This is a genomic window from Desulfofundulus thermosubterraneus DSM 16057 (assembly GCF_900142025.1).
Lineage (GTDB): Bacteria > Bacillota > Desulfotomaculia > Desulfotomaculales > Desulfovirgulaceae > Desulfofundulus > Desulfofundulus thermosubterraneus.
The window spans coordinates 25,955-44,781 of the sequence record NZ_FQZM01000012.1 but is presented as its reverse complement, the minus strand read 5'-3'; the positions used below and the strand labels follow the sequence as shown (position 1 = coordinate 44,781).

The following is an 18,827-nucleotide window of genomic DNA, read 5'->3' as shown; positions in this document are numbered from 1 at the left end:
TAAACCATGAAAATACTGCGCAGTCCAATGTTTATTTGTTCGTTCCTTTTGATCATTGTCATGTTTTTGACCTTTTTCTTCCTCCAGAGTTCTAGTGTATTTTTACACATACCGGCAATAAATTGGGCTTTAATGGTATTAAACCTGTTTTCTTTACTGGTAGCCATAGTGTATGTTTACTGGGTCCGTGCTTTGGAAGTCAAGAAAGAAAGGGGATGTAGATAACCTTGTCCGGCCAAGGGTCGGGTCGAAGGGTGATCCCTTCGACCCGACCCTTGGAAATATGATTGCGAGGCATAATGCAAAGGATAGGTACGAATATTCTGCTTCCGCTTACCAAACATAAGTTTTTGAAGTTGTTCGCTTAAAAAATACAGTGGGCAGGAAGCGTTTTTGAGTTTTTAGGCTTTAAAACCTGCAGAGATTAAGAAGGAGGTATCAATAGTGTCCGAATTAAGTGTATCAAGGCTTGAATACCTGGCGGAACGTTTCGATCGTTTGCTCAGGCCCACAAGTTTTCCCGTGGCCGTCAAGCTTTACAAGGACCCGGAAGAACTCAAGAGGGTAAAAGAAAAGAACGGCCGGACGGTGAGAATGGTCGAAGGCAAAAACCTGACGGTCTGTCAGTTAATCGGCCAGGCGCGTTACCTGGGCCGAGTATTGGGGGGAACAAAGGAAACGGCCTCCATGTGCATGTACGGCTCCTGGGTCCTAGGTTTTGAAGAGTTGCCGGTCGAGTATATGCACGGCTATGTAAGATCCTATTTTATCAACGAGGAGGTTGCGGAAAGAAATTTTGCCACCACGCCTCGCTTCGAGGTGGGCAGCTATTCCGGCATCCTGGTGGCACCGCTTGAGAAGATGCCGGTGATGCCTGACGTAGTAATCATCTTTGGCAATACTGCCCAAATTTACCGCTTGATTCATGCCTACAACTACAACAAGGGTGTGCGCCTTGAGTTCAGCTCGAACGGAGAGGCCGGGGGTTGTGCCGACCTGATCCCGCTGCCGGTGATGTCCCAAAAACCCAGCATAGCCCTGCCCTGCAATGGAGCGAGGATGCTAAGTTGGCCCTCCGATGACGGCCTGGCCTTCGCGATCCCTGCGGCTTGCGTCGAGGATATCGTTGCCGGGCTGGAGTTTACTCATGCCGGCATGATACGATACCCCCTGACCTGGGTCCACCTGGACTGGGAGGTGCAAGGCAGGATCAAGGACGTGATCAGGGGCAAAGGATTTTATCCAAAGGAAAAAAGGAGTATCTGAATGATTACCTTGAACCGTTGTTAACGGTTAATTGTCAACTATTTTTCTCCATATCAACAGCTATAAATGAAGCAAGGCCCTTTCCCGGTTCCCTGAAAACAAGGCTGGAGGATCCATATCAAAGACGGCTGCTGGAGCACATTTCCAAAATTTAAAAAGAGCTACGTGTTCTGTTTATGCCATCAACGGTAATTGGAAGTTGGAGATAGTTAGGAATTACCCATTTGAATGATCAATTAGAGGTATCAGAAGAATACGAGCAAAAAAAGGGGGATATTGAAGATGGCTTTGCGCAAAGAGCATGTCACATTTTGCCATATTTGTCCGAATCACTGCGCCCTCAAGGTTATTGTTGAGGATGGAAAAGTTGTGGAAGTCAAGGCAGCTGGAGGATCCGGTTTTCCGGTTCATATGTGCTCGGTGCAGAAAGGTGCGGATCATCTGATTGGAACTGTAAACAGTCCCGACCGCCTCAAGAAGCCCTTAAAAAGGAAAGGTGCTAAAGGGGAAGGCAAGTGGGAAGAGATTTCCTGGGATGAAGCCCTTGATACAATCGCTGCCAAGCTGCTTGAAGTTAAAGAGAAATATGGACCAGAAAGGGTTGTGCTGATCCTTGGAGAGCCAAAAGGAATGGAGTTTGCTTTTGCGCAGAGATTTGCTACAGCCTTTGGCACACCGAACGTTATCACTCCAGGCAACTATTGCGGTGTGCAAAACACCGAAGCCTTAAGATATACCTTCGGTTCCCGCTACATCATGGCAAGAATGGATAGTAATCCGAAGGTCATAGTGATTTGGGGTGCGAATCCAGCTCATACGGGTGGGACTTTTTCCAACATAGGACGCTACGACTTCAACAGAGCCCTGGTAAGCGGGGATACCAAACTGGTCGTCGTCGATCCCAAGAACATAGAGATATGGCCTGAGAAGGGAATGCGCGCTTCTGATGCAGACTACTGGATCAGGCCCAGGCCCAATAGTGACGGTATACTGGCCATGGGCATGATAAAGGTCATAATAGAAGAAAATCTCTATGACCGGGAGTATATCGAGAACTGGACGGTCGGCTTTGATGAACTCTGCAAAGAAGTCGCGACGTTCACTCTCGATGAGGTAGAAGAACTCACATGGGTGCCCAAAGAGACTATCCAACAGGTGGCAAGACTCTACGCCACTAATAAGCCCGGAATTATAGGAACCGGCAATGCCCTGGAAGGTAGTGTACAGGCGTTTCAAACTTTGCGGGCGATCTGCATCTTAAGAGGTATAACCGGCAACGTAAACACCCCTTCAGGAGGCCATGTAGAACTTGTGCCGCCGAAATACCATCCGCCGGGTTCATTCATGCTTGGTGATTTGAAAGACAGACTGCGGGAATATCCGAGGTCACCCGAGAGGACCATTTGTGGGCCGGATTTCGGTCTTGCTTCAAGATTTGGGTACGTACCTACGCAGGCACTGGTGCATGCCCTGTTGGAGGAAAAGCCATACCTGCCGAAGGTTGGGCTTGCTTTTGTCACAAATCCTCTTCTCACCTATCCCGACTCAAAAGCGACGGAGGCGGCTTTCAGAAAGTTCGAACTGCTGGTTGTGTCGGAGCTGTTCCATACAGCTACCACGAGGATCGCCGATATTGTCCTGCCGGCTGCCTTTCTGCACGAACATGACAGTATAGCGTATTGGCCAGCCTGGTTCGCAAACATCAGAGCCAATTGCAAGGTGGTGGATCCTCCGGGTGAAGCCTGGTCGGACATGAAAATCATAAATGAGCTCGCCAAGAGAGTCGGCCTGGAGCGTTATTTCTGGGAGAATGAAGAACAGGCATTGGATTATATGTTGAAACCCCTCGGGTTAATCTGGAAGCAGTTTCGGGATGAAGTAAAGTATCTTCATGGAAAAAGCAAATATGATCCCGACAAGGTGGCAGGTTATGGTACTCCTTCCGGAAAAGTGGAAATATATTGCGAAGCGTTGAAAAAGGCGAATGTTGATCCTCTACCGCGGTTTAAAGACCTTAAGGAACCCCTGATGGGCCGTTTCGAACTTAGTAAGGAATATCCGCTCATCATGACTAACTACAAGAGCGAGATTTTTATGCTTTCCGGGTACAGGAATGTTGAGGCAATGAGGAAGAAGTCCCTGGCTCCCACAACCTATATGAACCCGGAAACTGCAAAAGAATTGGGGCTACAGGATGGTGATTGGATCTACATCGAGACATACAAAGGCAGGATGAAGCAAAAACTTTCGGTGCAGCCAGGTATGCACCCCAAGGTTGTAAATGTGGAATTCGGATGGGGAGACCATGTCTACGAGGATGCAAACATGAACCTTATAACCGATTACGCTCCTCCTTGGGATTATCCGACCGGTTCCGTTACATTAAGAGGATATCCCTGCAAAGTATATAAGGCGCCGGAAAAGGAGTGATTAAATATGGAAAAAGTTCTGGATAAAGCGCATTTCTCTAGGTTTTTGGGTGATCTGGTAACAAAGTATAAAGTTATCGGGCCAACAAAGAAGGGTGGAGCCACGTCCACGTATACCTATACGACCTTTGACTACGTAAAAAGGGTGGAGGATCTGGAAATTGACTATAAGTCCAGCATGTTGTCTCCTAAGAGGATATATTTTCCGGATAGTCAACCACTCTATAAATATGAAAAAAATGGCCAGAATGTGAAGTTAGAGGACCTGCGGGAAGTTTGGGATAAGGAAAGAGTTCTTTTTGGATTACGACCTTGTGATATTACAGCAATATTGTGCCTCGATAAAGTTTTCATGGAAGATAGCTTTGTGGACCATTATTACCAGGACAAGAGACGCAAGAGCATCATAATTGGTTTGACTTGTAGTGAAACCCGGCAACACTGTTTCTGTAGTAGCCTGGGTTCAGGGCCCGATATTGAAAGCGGCTACGACCTGCTGATGACGGATATAGGAGACAGTTACTTCTTTAGAGCAAGAACCGATTTGGGCAAAGAGCTTATATCCGCTGATTACTTCAGGAATGCGACCGATCAGGATAGAGAACTGAGAGAGGCAAAGCTGAAAAAAGTTAAGGAGAGGCTTTCGGAGAAAGTAGATCCAGCGAAGATAATATCTGTTATGGCAGACAAGTACAACGATGAACTCTGGAATGAGTTTTCCGATAATTGTTTTACGTGCGGCGCCTGCAATATGGTCTGCCCGACGTGCCACTGCTTTACCATTATCGACAAAACGAGCCCGGACGGAAGTGAAGGAACAAGGGTACTCGTATGGGATTCATGCCATTTTGAGAGGTTCGCCCAAATGGCCGGGAACCTAAATATGAGAGGGGAGAAGAGCTCGCGGTTCAAACACAGGCTTTACCACAAGTTTTACTACACTGCAAAGCAACATGGATCGGTGTCTTGTGTCGGCTGTGGGCGATGCATGGAATTCTGCCCGTCTCATATTGATGTTCGTGCTGCTTTAAGGAGACTGCAGGAGGGATAGGGATGAATAACCTATATATGCCTGAGCTAGCTTTGGTAGAAGATATAAAAGAAGAGACCTCTAATATTAGAACACTGACAATTTCACTTAAAAGCCGAAAACCTTTCAGCGTACTGCCAGGCCAGTTTGTCGAGCTAACCATTTTTGGCTACGGTGAGTTTCCTGTGAGCGTTTCGGCTGTTCTCGGACCTACACGGGATCGTTTACAAACTACAATCCAGCGGATCGGAAAGGTCACGAAGGAAACTGCAAACTTGAGCGTAGGCTCGACAATCGGAATCCGAGGGCCGTTTGGTAACGGATTTCCATTGGCTGAAATGAAGGGAAAGAACATCTGTATTGTAACTGGTGGAGTTGGGCTTGCTGCTGTGAGGTATTTGATAAATTACATTATTGAGAACAGGGACCATTATGGTAAATTGCAGTTACTGCATGGAGCAAGAACTCCAGGTGATCTGATTTACAAGGACTTCCTCTTCAATAATGAAGAGGCGCAAGAACAGGGCATCGAGATCCTTCTTACCGTCGATCAACCGGATGCCGGTTGGGAAGGACATGTTGGCGTCGTAACAGAACTTTTCAAGAGAACAACACTCGATCCTGTCAATACGATGGCCGTTGTCTGTGGGCCTAGTATAATGATGAAGTTTGCAACTCAGTGCCTGGCCAATATGGGCTTCGGTGACGACCAGATGCTTGTTTCCATGGAGAGGCGAATGCAATGTGGCATGGGGATGTGCGGCCATTGCATGGTCGGCCAGAAGAGGGTGTGTCTGGATGGTCCGATCTTCACTTATGGAAGTATAAAGGATGCACTGGAGAGAGCATTTTAGGTGGAACGCAAGGTAGTAGCCGGTGCTTTCCAAAGAGACTTGTGCAATACCGGAAGCGGAACTTGTTTTTTTGGGGGTAGCTGGTTTTGGCAGCGCTGAAAATGGCGGCACGCAAAAAATGATCGGGATAAATGGTCAGGAAGAACAAATAGCTTGGAGTGGCGTGCCGCCATTGCGGCCCATATTTGCCCGGCACGAATCGAGAGCGGTATGTGCACGTAGGTTCCCAAATGAACAGAATTTTAAGCGTGGAGAGGATTTTATTTACCGTCTTAATTTGTAAATGCAGGAAAGGGTTGGGCATTGATAACCTAATACTTGGCCTGGTTATTCCGGATACTTATGGGAGGTCTTTAAGTTGCAACAGGAGAAGTTGACTACTGAGGTGCAACTTTTTCGATTGAGGGGTAATTCCTTAACACAGGAACAGGACGAAGTAGTTCGCGAGGTTCCGATAACCATTTTTTTGAATGATCAGGAGTTTGTCACGATGGTATGTTCGCCTTCTGCCATCGATGCTTTGGTAGCGGGGTTTTTGCTGGTCGAAGGCATAATTACGGATAGAAAGGATCTCCTAGGTATAAAGGTATTGCCTGAAGAGGGGTTCGTTTGGGCCGAAACCGTGCAGTCCAACCCGGCTGAATCGCTGTTTTTAAAACGTTGTCTGGCCTCTTGTTGTGGTCGTGGCCGTTCCACTTTTTATTTCATGAACGATGCCGGCCTGAAACCGGTAGAGGCCAATTTTACTGTTAAAGCCAGCCAGATTAAAGCCTTAAATGAGAGAAGAGAAAGCCAGGGGCTTGTTTTTAAGAGTACCGGTGGAACGCATGGTGCGGCCCTTTGTACAGCGCAAGAGATCCTTTACTTTTACGAGGACATCGGGCGGCACAATGCGGTTGATAAGGTCCTGGGGCGTGCCTTCCTTGACGGTGTTCCCTTTAATGATAAGTTTGTCCTTCTGTCCGGTCGCATTTCATCTGAGATGATCGTTAAAGTTGCTAGAGTTGGAGTACCGCTAATTATATCCCGCTCTGCTCCCACCGACCTTGCCCTGAATATGGCGAATAGCCTGAATATAACTGTAGTTGGTTTTGTGCGCCAGGACCGCTTGAACATCTATACACACCCCGAAAGGGTAGTCATAGACGATAAAGAATAGCATATTAAAGGAGTTTTTTGCAATGACGGAAATAACAGGAGTAATTCTGGCCGGTGGGAAAAGCACGCGTATGGGTATGGATAAGGCCTTCATACCCATCGGTCAAACCACCATGATTAAAAAGATTGCCTCGGAGTTAAGGAAAGTTTTTTCTAGAGTCATGGTCGTAAGTAACAAGCGTGAATTTTTATACCAGCACCTGGGATTGCCCGTGGTAAACGATCTTAGGTCGGGGTGCGGGCCACTGGGTGGAATTCATGCCGGTTTAACCTTTGCTGATACTCCATATATTTTTGTCGTGGCCTGTGATATGCCTTTTATTGATGCCAGGTTGATCCCGGTCCTGGTCGGAACTTGCTCCGGCTATGATGCTGTTGTCCCCCGTATTAAAGAATGTATGGAACCGTTATTTGCTGTTTACAGCAAAAGTTGTTTGCCAAGCATAGAGCAGGTTATTGATAACAAGAATTTTAAGTTAGTGGATCTGCTGTCCAGGCTCAAGGTAAATTATATTGATGAATCTAGATTAAATCTTGTTCCTGATCTTAAAAGGGTTTTTATAAATATTAATACACCCAGGGATCTTTTAGAGCTTGTAAAGTATAGCTGATTTCTAAGTAAATACAAAAATACTGCATTAATTTTATGATTGCTGCTCTGTTGTTGTTCTTGCCAACCGGAAATGAAGATAGGTGTTTGGAATTTTTACAGAATCAAGGTCTTGGATTTTACTATGAGTGTTACCAGTGCTTAATCAACTGTCCGATAGGCAGGTAGCATGAACTACCATGCTCAATAAACTTAAAACTCAAAATCCAGGAGACGATTTTATGCTTATAGACGAACAATTGGGTATCCATAGAGTTAAATTACCTCTTCCCTTCAGGCTTGATCATGTTAATTGCTACGCCATTAAAGGGAGTAATGGCTGGTGGTTAATAGATACGGGGTTGAATACGGAAGCAAGCAGAAAGACCTGGCAACAGTTCATGGAAACTTATCAAGTGAGAGTTAATGATATCCGGGGGATTTATTTAACGCATTTCCATCCCGATCATTATGGTGCTGCCGGTTGGCTACAAAAGATGTCCGGCGCACCTGTTTATATTAGTGCAGAGGATGCCGCGGTTGCGCAAAGATATTGGGAAAAAGGAGAGCAAACTTGGTCCAGTGTAAAGAAAATGTTTATAGAAAATGGTATGCCACAAGACCTAACAGCCGCCGTAGTCGAGTGCATGTTACAAATGATCCCTCTAACCCGGCCGCATCCTCGCTTAAACATTATCAAACCCGGGGAAACAATACAGTTGGGTGATTACAATTACCTTATAATCTTAACTCCCGGTCACTCCGATGGCCATGTTTGTTTTTATAACATTGAAAAGTATATCCTCTTTTCGGGAGACCATCTGTTGCCAAAAATTACCTCCAACATTAGCCTGTTGCCCTATTCTGCTCCAAACCCACTAGCAAATTTCATGCAATCCTTACAACAAAATCGCCATTTGAAATGTCGACGTGTCTTGCCCGCCCACGGGGAACCATTTGATTGCTTGGAAGAAAGAATTGATCAGCTGGAAACTCACCATCGTGAAAGGTTGGAGTTAATCAAAAAAATTGCATTCCAGGGAGCTACTGCCTATGATGTCTGCACGAAAATTTTTGATGAAAATCTTTCCCCGCATGAGATCAGGTTTGCCATGGCCGAAACTTTGGCTCATATGGTGTTCCTGTTGAAGAGGGGAGAGTTAAAAGTATATAAGCGTGATGGGGTATATATATTTTCAGGAAATGATAGTGTACCTGATCTTTCCATGGATGTCGGGCGAGGCGACTCCAGTTAGCGGTACCAAAACATTTGCTTCCATGGTATAATCAATGGCATAATGATAGAGAAGGTTTTGTCTCATTCTTAAGTGGTGATTCTTAAGTAGCGGGTGCTGGCGACCGCCCGCGACCAGAAAAAGTATACCTTGCCTATGGAGAGGGGACACCGGGCCGGTTAGGTTTTTCTAGGGGGAACGCGGCTGGCAGGTTGACCTAACCCGGCTAAAGCTGAAGATCTTATTCGACACTGACTATTTTTACATTATGTTTTTTTTGTAGTGGTTAGATGTGAGGGGGCTGGAAAATGAAGCAGAAGGAAAATAATTCCGTAGAACCAAAGGTATTGGAAGCGGTTAAACAGGCTGCAGTTGAAGGCCGGTTAACCTGCACTGCCGCTCGGGAGCTGGCCAGGGAACTGAATGTCCCGGTGCGTATGGTAGGGACGGCCTGCGACATCCTCGGTATAAAGATTAAGGCCTGTGAGCTGGGATGTTTCTAGTTAGAACGCAATTGCAGGCGGATTTTCTTCGCGGCATGGTATTATTTTAAGAAGCCCCCGAGCTTTTTGGCCCCAGGGCTTCTAAATTCCAGACAATGGGTGAAAAACGTTTGGGGGTGCTGAAACTTGTGGCGGGTAGGTATTCTTACGGCCAGTGACAAAGGGTCCCGGGGTGAACGGGAGGATAAGAGCGCGCAGGTGATCCGGGATATGGTGGCCAGCATCGGGGGAGAAGTGGTGTCTTACCATATTGTGCCCGATGACCTGGATGTCTTGAAGGAAATACTTATTAAAATGGTCGACCAGGAGAAGCTGGACCTGATTTTAACTACCGGGGGTACAGGCTTTGCCCCGCGGGACAACACCCCCGAGGCAACCCGGGCGGTTATCCAGCGGGAGGTGCCGGGTATTCCCGAGGCGATGCGCTACGAAAGCCTCAAGAAGACTTCCCGGGCCATGCTGAGCCGGGCCGTAGCCGGCATCCGTCACCAAACGCTCATCATCAACCTGCCGGGCAGTGCCAAGGCGGTCAGGGAGTGCCTGGAAGTGATTTTACCGGTACTTTCCCATGGATTGGAAGTACTGACCGGTCGGAGTGGGGAGTGCGGGGCGGACTAAGGGGAGCTTTGCCTGCGGCAAAAGCTTACGGCTGGGTTTCCCAGCCGGACTACGGGGAGCAGGCCCTGGAATTCTGCGACCTGCTGGTGACGGGCGCCGCCGTTGACGTGGTGGTCGTGGACTCGGTGGCCGCCCTGGTGTCGCAAAACGAGATCAACGGGGAGATGGGCGAGGTGCAGGTGGGGCTCCGGGCGCGTCTTATATCCTAAGCCACGCGCAAGGTGACGGCGGTGGTCTCCAAGAACAGGGCGGTTGTGATCTTCATCAACCAGCTCCGGGAGAAGGTGGTGGAAAACAGGTTCGGTCTCGTCCCCGAGGTTACGCCCGACGGAAGGGCGCTGAAGTTTATTCAAGGAAACCGTGGTGGACTATGGTTATATAAAGAAAGAGAGAGCCTTGCTTTAGCAAGGTTCTCTCTTTATGAGTCTAGATAAAAAAATCAACTGATTTTTTCTCCCGGGTTACTTACCGAAAGATCATAAATCTCATCTATAGAAATTTTTACTGCTGCTTTGGGCTTGGGCACACCCATTTGAGCAAATTCTTCAACAAAGCGTTCATAGAGGGGGCCTTCAAAAATCAACTCGGCCCGGCCAACAAATCGATAGCCTTTCATCGACTGTCGGTCGGCAACCACTACGGCAACTTTGGGGTTTTCCAGTAAGTTCCGGTAAGTTTGCTTTCCAATTGCTTCACCATACGCTAGGGTTTGATGGTCTAGCACCGCCATGGAAGCCTTGGGGGCTGCAGACGGCTGCCCCGTTTTATCAGCAGTTACTATAAAGCATAGCTCCCTCTCAATGATGGACTTCATTTCCTCAGTAATCTTAGGCATAGGTAACCCCCCTAAACTTATTTCACAGATTCATCACTTAAAAATGCCGCCTATAATAATGCTTCGGCTTTTTCTACCTTGAACAGTACTTCATTTTCTTTAGCACATGCTTTTCCGCTCAGGCGGTAACCGACCTTGCCGGATACCGCAACTACCTGCATTAAGCCTGTTTCAGAAAGGTTTTAGCGGGTTTTGACCATCTTGTATACGCCGAAAATCAGCATATCATCATCCCGGATTTCTTTTGCTTGGCCGACCACGATCAGGTGGGGCTGCCCTTCCTTTGATACAGTGTTCAGGGCCAGGAAAGGCAATTCGGAAATGACCTTTTTGATTTCTGGGATCAAAATCGTGCCGCAACCTGCAGAGCAACTACTTTTTTCTTACTCACCTCCCCTTAAAAAAGCTTAACTTGATATTAACACTTGCCCGGGGAGGGAGCTGTAAAAGATTTTACATTATCACACGAAATTTAAAAGCATCGATCACGTAAAACATAGTACTTTTCTTCCCGGTAGAGGTAATTACTCGTGGCCAGTTCTTTCAGCACCTGTGCCACCATTACCCGAGATGCTCCTACCATGGAAGCTATTTCCTGCTGAGTTAAATGGAGCTTGATACGCGTACCTTCAGGGCAGACTTCACCGTGTTCCCGGGCCAGCCGTATTAATAAACTTAACACTTTCTCCCGGGTAGTAAGCGAATTTAATTCGGCTACCTGCTCCCAGGTAGCATAAAGACGGCTTCCCAAGCTAGCAATAACCTGCCACGCCAGATCCGGTGTTTTTTTGATTACCTCTTCCATGAGGCGTCTGCTGATGCTGCAAACTTTGGCGTCTTCTAGAGCGATGGCAGTTGCCGGATGACATTTTTCCTGAAACAGAGCAGCTTCACCGATGGTTTCGCCCCGGGTAATGATTTGCAAAATTGTCTCCCGGCCATCTTCGCTTACCCGTACCATTTTAAAACTTCCTTCCTTAACCAGGCAAACAGTATCTACTTTATCCCCCTGGTAAAAAAGAACCTCTCCCCTCCGGATATAGCGTTTTGTAGCAGCTTGGCAAATGGGCCGAAAGGTTTCCCTCTCCACACCAATAAAAAGGGGAATATCCTTAAGGCAAAGGCAACGTTTTACTTCCATCTTCTTTTCCCTGCCCATCAAATTTTCATTCAACTTAATTGTGCCTGTTTCTAAACACATAATTTTACCATAACTTTTTTTCAGACAATGTAAAAATTTTAACATGTAGCGTTCGTCGCCGAGCGGCTGGGGCACTCCAGCGTGCAGATTACCCCGGACACATACTCCCACGTCCTGCCCGACGCCCAGGCAGAGACAGTGAAAACCATCGAGAGCATCTTCAGCAAGTAGGTTTGCAAATGTTTGCAACTGGAGAAAACAAAGGCCGGGAAGCCCTGATTTTTGGGGCCTTCCAACCCCTGCACAGATATTGCGTGTATAAAGCATTTTTTTTGTGGAGAAAATGTTTCTAGGGCAGCTAAGAAATGTTTGCACAAAAAGCAGTGATAACAGCTCATTGGCGGGAGAAAAAGCGAGATAATTCCCTGTAATTTCCCTTGACCGGTGCAAAAGGGGGATTAAGTCTTTTAAGGACAGTTGCTTTTGCTCTTCCCCCTTTATATTATAGTATTTGGGTATTAGCACTCGGTTTAAATGAGTGCTAACAATAGAAGAAATCAATCTCTTATCTTAAAGGAGGGGTTTTAGGTGAAGATTAGGCCATTAGGTGAACGGGTGGTTGTCAAGCCGCTGCCCAGCGAGGAGAAGACCAAGGGGGGCATTGTGCTGCCTGAAACCGCCAAGGAGAAGCCCCAGGAGGGGGAAGTGGTGGCGGTAGGTCCCGGCCGCCTGCTGGAAAATGGTACCCGTGTACCCATTGATCTCAAGGTGGGGGATAGGGTTTTGTTCTCCAAATATGCCGGCAACGAGGTCAAGATAGATGATGAAGAGTATCTGATCATGCGTGAAGCTGACATCCTTGGGGTTATTGAAAAGTAAAAGTAAGTGGTGCTTTGGAACGCGTGATCAAAATATCTAAGGAGGTCGAGGAAATTGGCTGGTAAAGAGATTATTTTCCGGGAAGACGCGCGCCGTGCCCTGGAAAGGGGCGTCAATGCCCTGGCTGAAGCGGTACGGGTTACCCTGGGACCAAAGGGCCGCAACGTGGTGCTGGAGAAGAAGTTTGGTTCTCCCATGATCACCAACGACGGTGTGACCATTGCCCGGGAAATTGAATTGACCGATCCCTTTGAAAATATGGGCGCTCAGCTGGTTAAAGAAGTAGCCACCAAGACCAACGATGTGGCTGGCGATGGTACCACCACTGCTACTGTACTGGCCCAGGCCATTGTCCGTGAAGGTTTGAAGAACGTGGCTGCCGGCGCCAACCCGATGATCATCAAGCGGGGCATTGAAAAGGCGGTAGATAAAGCCGTAGAGGCCATCAAGGCAGCTGCCAAGCCGGTGGAAAGCAAGGCTGCCATTGCTCAGGTAGCTTCCATTTCGGCTAACGACCCGTCCATCGGCGAATTGATCTCTGAAGCCATGGAAAAGGTGGGCAAGGACGGTGTAATTACCGTCGAGGAATCCAAGGGTATCGGCACCACCCTGGAAGTGGTGGAAGGGATGAATTTCGACCGGGGTTACATATCCCCGTACATGATCACCGATACCGAGAAGATGGAGGCCATCCTCAACGATCCCTACATCCTCATTACCGACCGGAAGATCAGCGCAGTGGCCGACCTGCTGCCCATTCTGGAAAGGATCGTGCAGGCGGGCAAACCGCTGTTGATCATTGCCGAGGATGTGGAAGGTGAGGCCCTGGCTACCCTGGTGCTGAACAAGCTGCGCGGCACTCTGTCCTGCGTAGCCGTCAAGGCTCCTGGCTTTGGTGACCGGCGCAAGGCTATGCTGGAGGACATCGCCATTCTTACCGGCGGTACCGTAATCAGCGAAGAGCTGGGCCTCAAGCTGGACAAGGCCACCATCGACATGCTCGGTCGGGCCTCCAAGGTACGGGTGAAGAAGGAAGAAACCATTATTGTCGGCGGTGCCGGTTCCCAGGACAAGATTAATGCCCGGATCGCCTCCATCAAGAAGCAAATCGAAGAAACTACCTCCGACTTTGACCGGGAGAAGCTGCAGGAGCGTCTGGCTAAGCTGGCCGGCGGCGTTGCGGTGATCCAGGTTGGCGCAGCCACTGAAACTGAAATGAAGGAGAAGAAACTGCGCATCGAGGACGCCCTGAACGCCACCCGGGCTGCCGTGGAGGAAGGTATTGTCTCCGGTGGCGGTGTGGCCTATGTAGCAGCGATTAAGGCCCTGGATGGCATCGAAACCGCCAGTCTTGATGAAAAAACCGGTGTGGACATTGTGCGCCGGGCTTTGGAAGAACCGCTGCGGCAAATTGCCAACAATGCCGGTGCGGAAGGTTCCGTGGTGGTGGAGAAGGTCAAGGCACTGCCCGATGGTATGGGCTTCAACGCCCTGACCGGCGAGTATGTGAACATGATTGAAGCCGGTATTGTGGATCCGGCCAAGGTGACCCGGTCTGCCCTGCAGAATGCCGCTTCCATTGCCGCTATGATTCTGACCACTGAAACCCTGGTGGCGGAAAAGCCGGAAAAGGAAAAGGATACCGGTATGGGCGGCGGAATGCCTCCAATGTAAGGTAAAACGAAAATTGAAAAGCCCCGCGTTTTTTGCGCGGGGACTTTTTATTTTTCGGGCAATCCTTCTGGACAGCATATGCCTGTTGTGTTATAATTTAGGCAATTGAATATTGGACGGGTGCTCCCTGCCAAAAGAGACAGGGATAGAGGGAAGTCAGTGAAAATCTGACGCGGTGCCGCCACTGTAAATGGGGAGCCCGCCACACAAAGCCACTGGTTCAGCACTTAATCTGTTTGATTCTGCTGTGATTAACGTTAATTGGTGATAAATACAAAGTAACGGTGAACAGAAATAAGCATGGTTGAGTGCTGGGCTGGGAAGGCGTGGTGAGGCAGTGATCCATGAGCCAGGAAACCTGCCCGTTCCAATTCACCGCTCGTACCTACGGTCCATGGGGAGGTGAAGCCGCTTGTAAGCCATTTTCCCCTGTGCCCGTTTCGGACAGGGGGTTCTTTACTTTCAGCCGACAAATTTTTAAGAATAGGTGCTTTATCCCGAGGGATAGAGCTTAAAAGTGGCCTGTGTGGTCCAATGCCGGGGGAGCCCTTTCAAAGGAAGGGTAAAACTTGAAGGGGCGATGATCTGACGGCAGAAAGGACGTGCCTATTCCACTTCTTGTTACCCGACACCGGGGAAGGCGGTGGGGCTAGTCCTTTTGTTCCCGGACTACCGGCGTTTCTCCCCCCGTTAGGTCGGGGGGATTTGCTTTTGAAGAATATTTTCCCAAAGGGGGTCATGTGAGTGCATTCAAGGATCCTTGTCCTGCTTTTATTGTTCACCTGCTTTATGATTTTCCCGCAGCAAAATGCCTGGGCCATGCACATAATGGAGGGGTTTCTTCCCTTAAAGTGGTGTCTTTTCTGGTATGCTCTGACCTTACCGTTTCTCGTTGCAGGTATCCTGTCCATTCAAAAGACCGTAAAGGTTGACCCGGGTGTGAAAATGCTCCTGGGGCTGGCTGGTGCCTTTGCCTTTGTCCTTTCGGCTTTGAAACTTCCTTCCGTTACCGGCAGCTGTTCTCATCCCACCGGCGTCGGGCTGGGGGCCATACTTTTCGGGCCGTGGGCCATGAGCGTATTGGGCTGCATCGTGCTGCTCTTTCAGGCGGTTCTGCTGGCTCACGGCGGCTTAACCACGCTGGGGGCCAACACCTTTTCCATGGCGGTGGTGGGCCCCCTGGCGGCCTACGTTATTTACCGGTTGGGTGAAAGGTTGGCCCTGCCCCGGTGGCTTTCGGTATTTTTGGCTGCCTTTTTAGGTGACCTGTTGACCTATGTTACCACGTCCATACAATTGGCGCTGGCCTTTCCCGCTTCCCATGGCGGGGTGGTAGCGGCCATGATCAAGTTCATGGGTATCTTTGCGGTAACCCAGGTGCCGCTGGCCATCAGCGAGGGTATTCTAACCATTATTGTTTTTAACTTCCTGGTTGCTCACAACCGCCATGAACTGGAACAATTACGAGTCTTATCCCGGGAGGTATGAGGATGAGAACCGGTGTGAAAAACCTGTTGTTGATTTTCATTGTCCTGGTACTGGCTGTCTTTCCCCTGGTGATGAATAAAAATGCTGAATTTGGAGGGGCCGATGACCAGGCAGAGAAAATCATTGGAGAATTACAGCCGGACTACCAGCCGTGGTTTAAATCCGTGTGGGAGCCTCCCAGCGGAGAAATTGAAAGCTTGCTCTTTGCCCTGCAAGCAGCACTGGGTGCCGGATTTATCGGCTATTTCATAGGGTTCTACCGCGGATGGAGGGGGAACCACGTCAAGCGAAAGCAACCCGGGGAGTTGTTAGAGGAGAGAGATACTGGTGCTTAAAATTGACCAGTATGCATATACCAGCAGCCTGCGCCATGTTCATCCTGGAGAAAAATTCGCCTTTGCCATGCTTACCATGAGTATATGCCTGGCGGCTTCAAGCGTACTGGTACCTGCCCTGGTCACCGGTCTGACGGCGGCGGCCATAATACTAGGTGCCCGCGTACCGGCCCGCTTTTACTTCAGGCTTTTGTTGCTGCCTCTGGGTTTTCTGGTGGCCGGGCTGCTGGCCATCACCTTGACCATCTCCCGAGAACCCGACCCGGCGGTGTACGGGTTCGCTATCTGGGGGATTACCTTGGGTGTAACCATACCGGGCCTTTATCATGCGGCCCTGCTTTTTACCAAGTCTCTGGGGGCCGTTTCCTGTCTTTACTTTTTATCTCTGACCACTCCCATGGTGGAGATCATTTCTGTCCTGCGCCGGTTAAAGGTGCCTGCCTTAATAATTGAATTGATGGGCCTGGTCTACCGATTTATCTTCGTAATCATGGAAACAGCCGGTAGCATGTACATTTCCCAGACCTCACGCTGTGGCTATGCCAGCTTAAAGACATCTTTTCGTTCCCTGGCTCAACTGGTATCAAACCTTTTTGTCAAGTCATGTTACCACTCCCAGGCCCTTTTCACCGCCCTTTTGGCCAGGGGTTATACGGGAGAGATACGGATGTGGGAAGACCCCCGCCCGGTATCCAGGAAAAATCTGGCCCTTATTGCCCTTGTAGATTTTATCCTGCTGGTTCTGGTTCTGGTGAGCTGGAGGTGGCCTGTTTGAAGGAGTTTATCCTGGAAGCTCGTGATATTCATTTTGTCTATTCCGATGGTACGATCGCCCTGCGGGGAGCCACTATGGCCATTGAAAAAGGAAGGAAAGTGGCGGTGCTGGGTTCCAACGGGGCCGGGAAGACCACTATTTTCCTCCACTTTAACGGCATCTTGCGCCCGGGGCGGGGCCGGGTGTTGTTTGCCGGCCGGGAGGTGCGGTACGATCACAGTTCGCTGATGCACTTGCGTAAAAATGTGGGCATTGTTTTTCAGGACCCCGATACTCAGCTTTTCTCGGCCAGCGTGGTTCAGGAAATTTCTTTTGGTCCTTTAAATTTGGGGCTGCCCGAAAAGGAGGTGGCCCGCCGCGTGGAAAACGCCATGGAGGCTACGGAAATTGCCGACCTCAGAGACAGGCCCACCCACCTTTTAAGCTACGGCCAGAAAAAAAGGGTTTGCCTGGCCGGTGTTCTGGCCATGGAGCCCAGTGTGCTGATCTGCGATGAACCTACTGCCGGGCTGGATCCCGTACATGCTGCCCAGGTAATGGAACTTTTTGACCGTATCAACCGGCAGGGTACTACCGTTATCATGGCCACCCACGATGTGGACCTGGCCTATTCCTGGGCCGATTATGTGTTTGTGATGAACCGCGGCACCGTGGTGGGGGAAGGTTTGCCCGGGGAGGTTTTTTGTGACGGGCAGCTTTTACAGCAAAGTGATTTGACCCGTCCCTGGCTGGTGGAGATCCATGAGCAGCTGAGCCGCAGGGGATGGCTGCCTGACGGTTTACCCTTGCCCCGTACGAAAGAACAACTTTTTGACTATATTCAAAGGGCTTCCGGTTCAGGGAAGCCTGCTTTGGTACATCTTTTCCCCCGGGGAAAGATGCACCCGGAATGTGCATCATGCAATGTGGGGAGGAAATAAGATAGGCCTTGGCGATAATGGTTATGAGTGGATGAAGTAAATGCTCCCCTGAAAATTTGGGGATAATTTTTCTGGGAGGAGGGGAAGAATAAAGGGGGAGGGGAAGCGGATGCCCGTAAATGATAAGCGTAAAATAGCCGTGGTGGGGGTAGGTGCCGTCGGCTCCGCTACCGCCTACGCGGTGATGATGAGCGGCCTGGTCAGTGAACTGGTGCTGGTGGATATCAACCGGGAGCGGGCCGAGGGGGAGGCCATGGACCTGGCCCACGGTGCCTCGTTCATCAAACCTATCCGCATTTACGCCGGCGAATATGAGGACTGCCGCGATGCCGATATCGTCGTCTTTTGCGCCGGGGTTAACCAGAAACCCGGGGAAACACGCCTGGATCTGGTGCAACGGAATTATGCCGTTCTGAAAGACGTTCTTGTTCGCCTCATGCCCCTGGAGGAGAACGGGGTGTTTTTGATGGTAACCAATCCGGTGGACATCCTTACCTACGCAGCGTTGCGCTTGACCAACCTGCCTCCCAACCGGGTTATCGGTTCTGGCACGGTCCTGGACAGCTCCCGTTTCCGCTATTTGCTCAGTCAATACTGCCAGGTGGAACCCCGGAACATTCACGCCTACGTGGTAGGCGAACATGGGGACACGGAAGTACCCCTGTGGAGCCTGGCCAACATTGCCGGCATGCCGGTGCAGGAATTCTGCTGCTGGCGTGGGGTGCCCTGCCTTAATCCTGATGAAATCACCCGCCGGGTGAGGGAGGCGGCCTACGAGGTTATCGCCCGCAAGGGAGCCACGTGTTATGCCATTGGCCTGGCGGTGAAACGAATTTGCGAAAGCATTTTAAGGGACGAAAACTCCATCCTCACAGTATCTGGCCTGGTGGATGGCGAATATGGGATAACTGGCGTTTGTCTTAGCCTCCCTTCCATTGTAAACCGGACGGGCCGGGCCCGGGTGCTGGCCGTGCCCCTGGCTCCCCAGGAAGAAGAAGCCTTACATCATTCCGCCCGGACGCTAAAATCAATTACATCGCAACTGGATTTACCGTAAAGGGCGCCGTATGGCCATATGCCGTGTGGCCCATATTATGT

20 protein-coding genes, 1 pseudogene and 1 riboswitch are annotated in these 18,827 nt (G+C 49.6%); of the genes and pseudogenes, 18 read left to right on the top strand and 3 right to left on the bottom strand.

From position 1 onward, the window contains the following. The first annotated feature begins 444 nt into the window (after window positions 1-444). The 11 genes and pseudogenes from BUA65_RS05560 to BUA65_RS17615 form a co-directional block, all read left to right on the top strand. Complete coding sequence (locus BUA65_RS05560; RefSeq protein WP_072867883.1) at window positions 445-1,266, top strand: DUF169 domain-containing protein; 822 nt, start codon at window positions 445-447, stop codon at window positions 1,264-1,266. A gap of 282 nt (window positions 1,267-1,548) precedes the next feature. Beyond that, on the top strand, window positions 1,549-3,696 hold the full coding sequence (locus tag BUA65_RS05555) for a molybdopterin-containing oxidoreductase family protein (protein WP_072867881.1): 2,148 nt from the start codon (window positions 1,549-1,551) through the stop codon (window positions 3,694-3,696). Between the two features lie 6 nt (window positions 3,697-3,702). Continuing rightward, window positions 3,703-4,746, top strand: coding sequence for a 4Fe-4S dicluster domain-containing protein (locus BUA65_RS05550; protein WP_072867879.1), 1,044 nt, complete (start codon window positions 3,703-3,705; stop codon window positions 4,744-4,746). 2 nt (window positions 4,747-4,748) lie between these two features. Then, entirely contained in the window at window positions 4,749-5,579 is an 831-nt protein-coding gene (locus BUA65_RS05545) for an FAD/NAD(P)-binding protein (protein ID WP_072867877.1), read from the top strand. A 22-nt stretch (window positions 5,580-5,601) separates the two neighbouring features. Then, window positions 5,602-5,862, top strand: coding sequence for a hypothetical protein (locus BUA65_RS18045; RefSeq protein ID WP_131821463.1), 261 nt, complete (start codon window positions 5,602-5,604; stop codon window positions 5,860-5,862). Between the two features lie 75 nt (window positions 5,863-5,937). Beyond that, window positions 5,938-6,738: a formate dehydrogenase accessory sulfurtransferase FdhD gene (gene fdhD, locus BUA65_RS05540; protein WP_072867876.1), complete on the top strand. Its 801-nt coding sequence runs from the start codon at window positions 5,938-5,940 to the stop codon at window positions 6,736-6,738. 22 nt (window positions 6,739-6,760) lie between these two features. After that, on the top strand, window positions 6,761-7,348 hold the full coding sequence (mobA, locus tag BUA65_RS05535) for a molybdenum cofactor guanylyltransferase (RefSeq protein ID WP_072867874.1): 588 nt from the start codon (window positions 6,761-6,763) through the stop codon (window positions 7,346-7,348). A 220-nt stretch (window positions 7,349-7,568) separates the two neighbouring features. After that, a complete protein-coding gene (locus BUA65_RS05530) occupies window positions 7,569-8,582 on the top strand; it encodes an MBL fold metallo-hydrolase (RefSeq protein WP_072867872.1) in 1,014 nt (337 codons plus the stop codon). A 287-nt stretch (window positions 8,583-8,869) separates the two neighbouring features. Continuing rightward, entirely contained in the window at window positions 8,870-9,064 is a 195-nt protein-coding gene (locus tag BUA65_RS05525; protein WP_013823925.1) for a hypothetical protein, read from the top strand. Window positions 9,065-9,190: 126 nt separating this feature from the next. Next, complete coding sequence (locus tag BUA65_RS05520; protein WP_072867870.1) at window positions 9,191-9,682, top strand: MogA/MoaB family molybdenum cofactor biosynthesis protein; 492 nt, start codon at window positions 9,191-9,193, stop codon at window positions 9,680-9,682. Window positions 9,683-9,717: 35 nt separating this feature from the next. Beyond that, window positions 9,718-10,029: pseudogene (locus BUA65_RS17615) on the top strand (P-loop NTPase family protein); the annotation flags it as partial. Window positions 10,030-10,121: 92 nt separating this feature from the next. Here BUA65_RS17615 and BUA65_RS05505 read toward each other — a convergent pair. From BUA65_RS05505 to BUA65_RS05495, 3 genes are all read right to left on the bottom strand, one after another. Further along, window positions 10,122-10,517: a pyridoxamine 5'-phosphate oxidase family protein gene (locus BUA65_RS05505; RefSeq protein ID WP_072867864.1), complete on the bottom strand. Its 396-nt coding sequence runs from the start codon at window positions 10,515-10,517 to the stop codon at window positions 10,122-10,124. A 182-nt stretch (window positions 10,518-10,699) separates the two neighbouring features. Continuing rightward, the gene (locus tag BUA65_RS19095) at window positions 10,700-10,864 is read right to left on the bottom strand and encodes a pyridoxamine 5'-phosphate oxidase family protein (protein WP_341349609.1); all 165 of its coding nucleotides are present in this window, start codon (window positions 10,862-10,864) and stop codon (window positions 10,700-10,702) included. Window positions 10,865-10,989: 125 nt separating this feature from the next. Continuing rightward, a complete protein-coding gene (locus BUA65_RS05495) occupies window positions 10,990-11,691 on the bottom strand; it encodes a Crp/Fnr family transcriptional regulator (protein WP_242656238.1) in 702 nt (233 codons plus the stop codon). Window positions 11,692-12,246: 555 nt separating this feature from the next. On the opposite strand from BUA65_RS05495, the gene groES reads away from it, so the two are divergent. The 7 genes from groES (at window position 12,247) to BUA65_RS05460 (ending at window position 18,786) form a co-directional block, all read left to right on the top strand. Beyond that, window positions 12,247-12,537 (top strand): co-chaperone GroES, encoded by a 291-nt coding sequence (gene groES / locus BUA65_RS05490; protein WP_013823923.1) that lies wholly within the window; start codon window positions 12,247-12,249, stop codon window positions 12,535-12,537. A 54-nt stretch (window positions 12,538-12,591) separates the two neighbouring features. After that, window positions 12,592-14,211 (top strand): chaperonin GroEL, encoded by a 1,620-nt coding sequence (gene groL / locus BUA65_RS05485; RefSeq protein WP_072867862.1) that lies wholly within the window; start codon window positions 12,592-12,594, stop codon window positions 14,209-14,211. A gap of 101 nt (window positions 14,212-14,312) precedes the next feature. Then, a riboswitch (cobalamin riboswitch) is annotated at window positions 14,313-14,591 on the top strand. 409 nt (window positions 14,592-15,000) lie between these two features. Continuing rightward, window positions 15,001-15,699: an energy-coupling factor ABC transporter permease gene (locus tag BUA65_RS05480; protein WP_072867960.1), complete on the top strand. Its 699-nt coding sequence runs from the start codon at window positions 15,001-15,003 to the stop codon at window positions 15,697-15,699. A 2-nt stretch (window positions 15,700-15,701) separates the two neighbouring features. Beyond that, complete coding sequence (locus tag BUA65_RS05475; protein WP_072867860.1) at window positions 15,702-16,034, top strand: energy-coupling factor ABC transporter substrate-binding protein; 333 nt, start codon at window positions 15,702-15,704, stop codon at window positions 16,032-16,034. Further along, complete coding sequence (cbiQ, locus tag BUA65_RS05470) at window positions 16,027-16,809, top strand: cobalt ECF transporter T component CbiQ (protein ID WP_072867858.1); 783 nt, start codon at window positions 16,027-16,029, stop codon at window positions 16,807-16,809. Before BUA65_RS05475 ends, cbiQ begins: the two co-directional genes overlap by 8 nt. Next, complete coding sequence (locus tag BUA65_RS05465) at window positions 16,806-17,729, top strand: energy-coupling factor ABC transporter ATP-binding protein (RefSeq protein WP_072867856.1); 924 nt, start codon at window positions 16,806-16,808, stop codon at window positions 17,727-17,729. Before cbiQ ends, BUA65_RS05465 begins: the two co-directional genes overlap by 4 nt. A gap of 109 nt (window positions 17,730-17,838) precedes the next feature. Then, window positions 17,839-18,786 (top strand): L-lactate dehydrogenase, encoded by a 948-nt coding sequence (locus tag BUA65_RS05460; protein ID WP_072867854.1) that lies wholly within the window; start codon window positions 17,839-17,841, stop codon window positions 18,784-18,786. Window positions 18,787-18,827 lie beyond the last annotated feature (41 nt).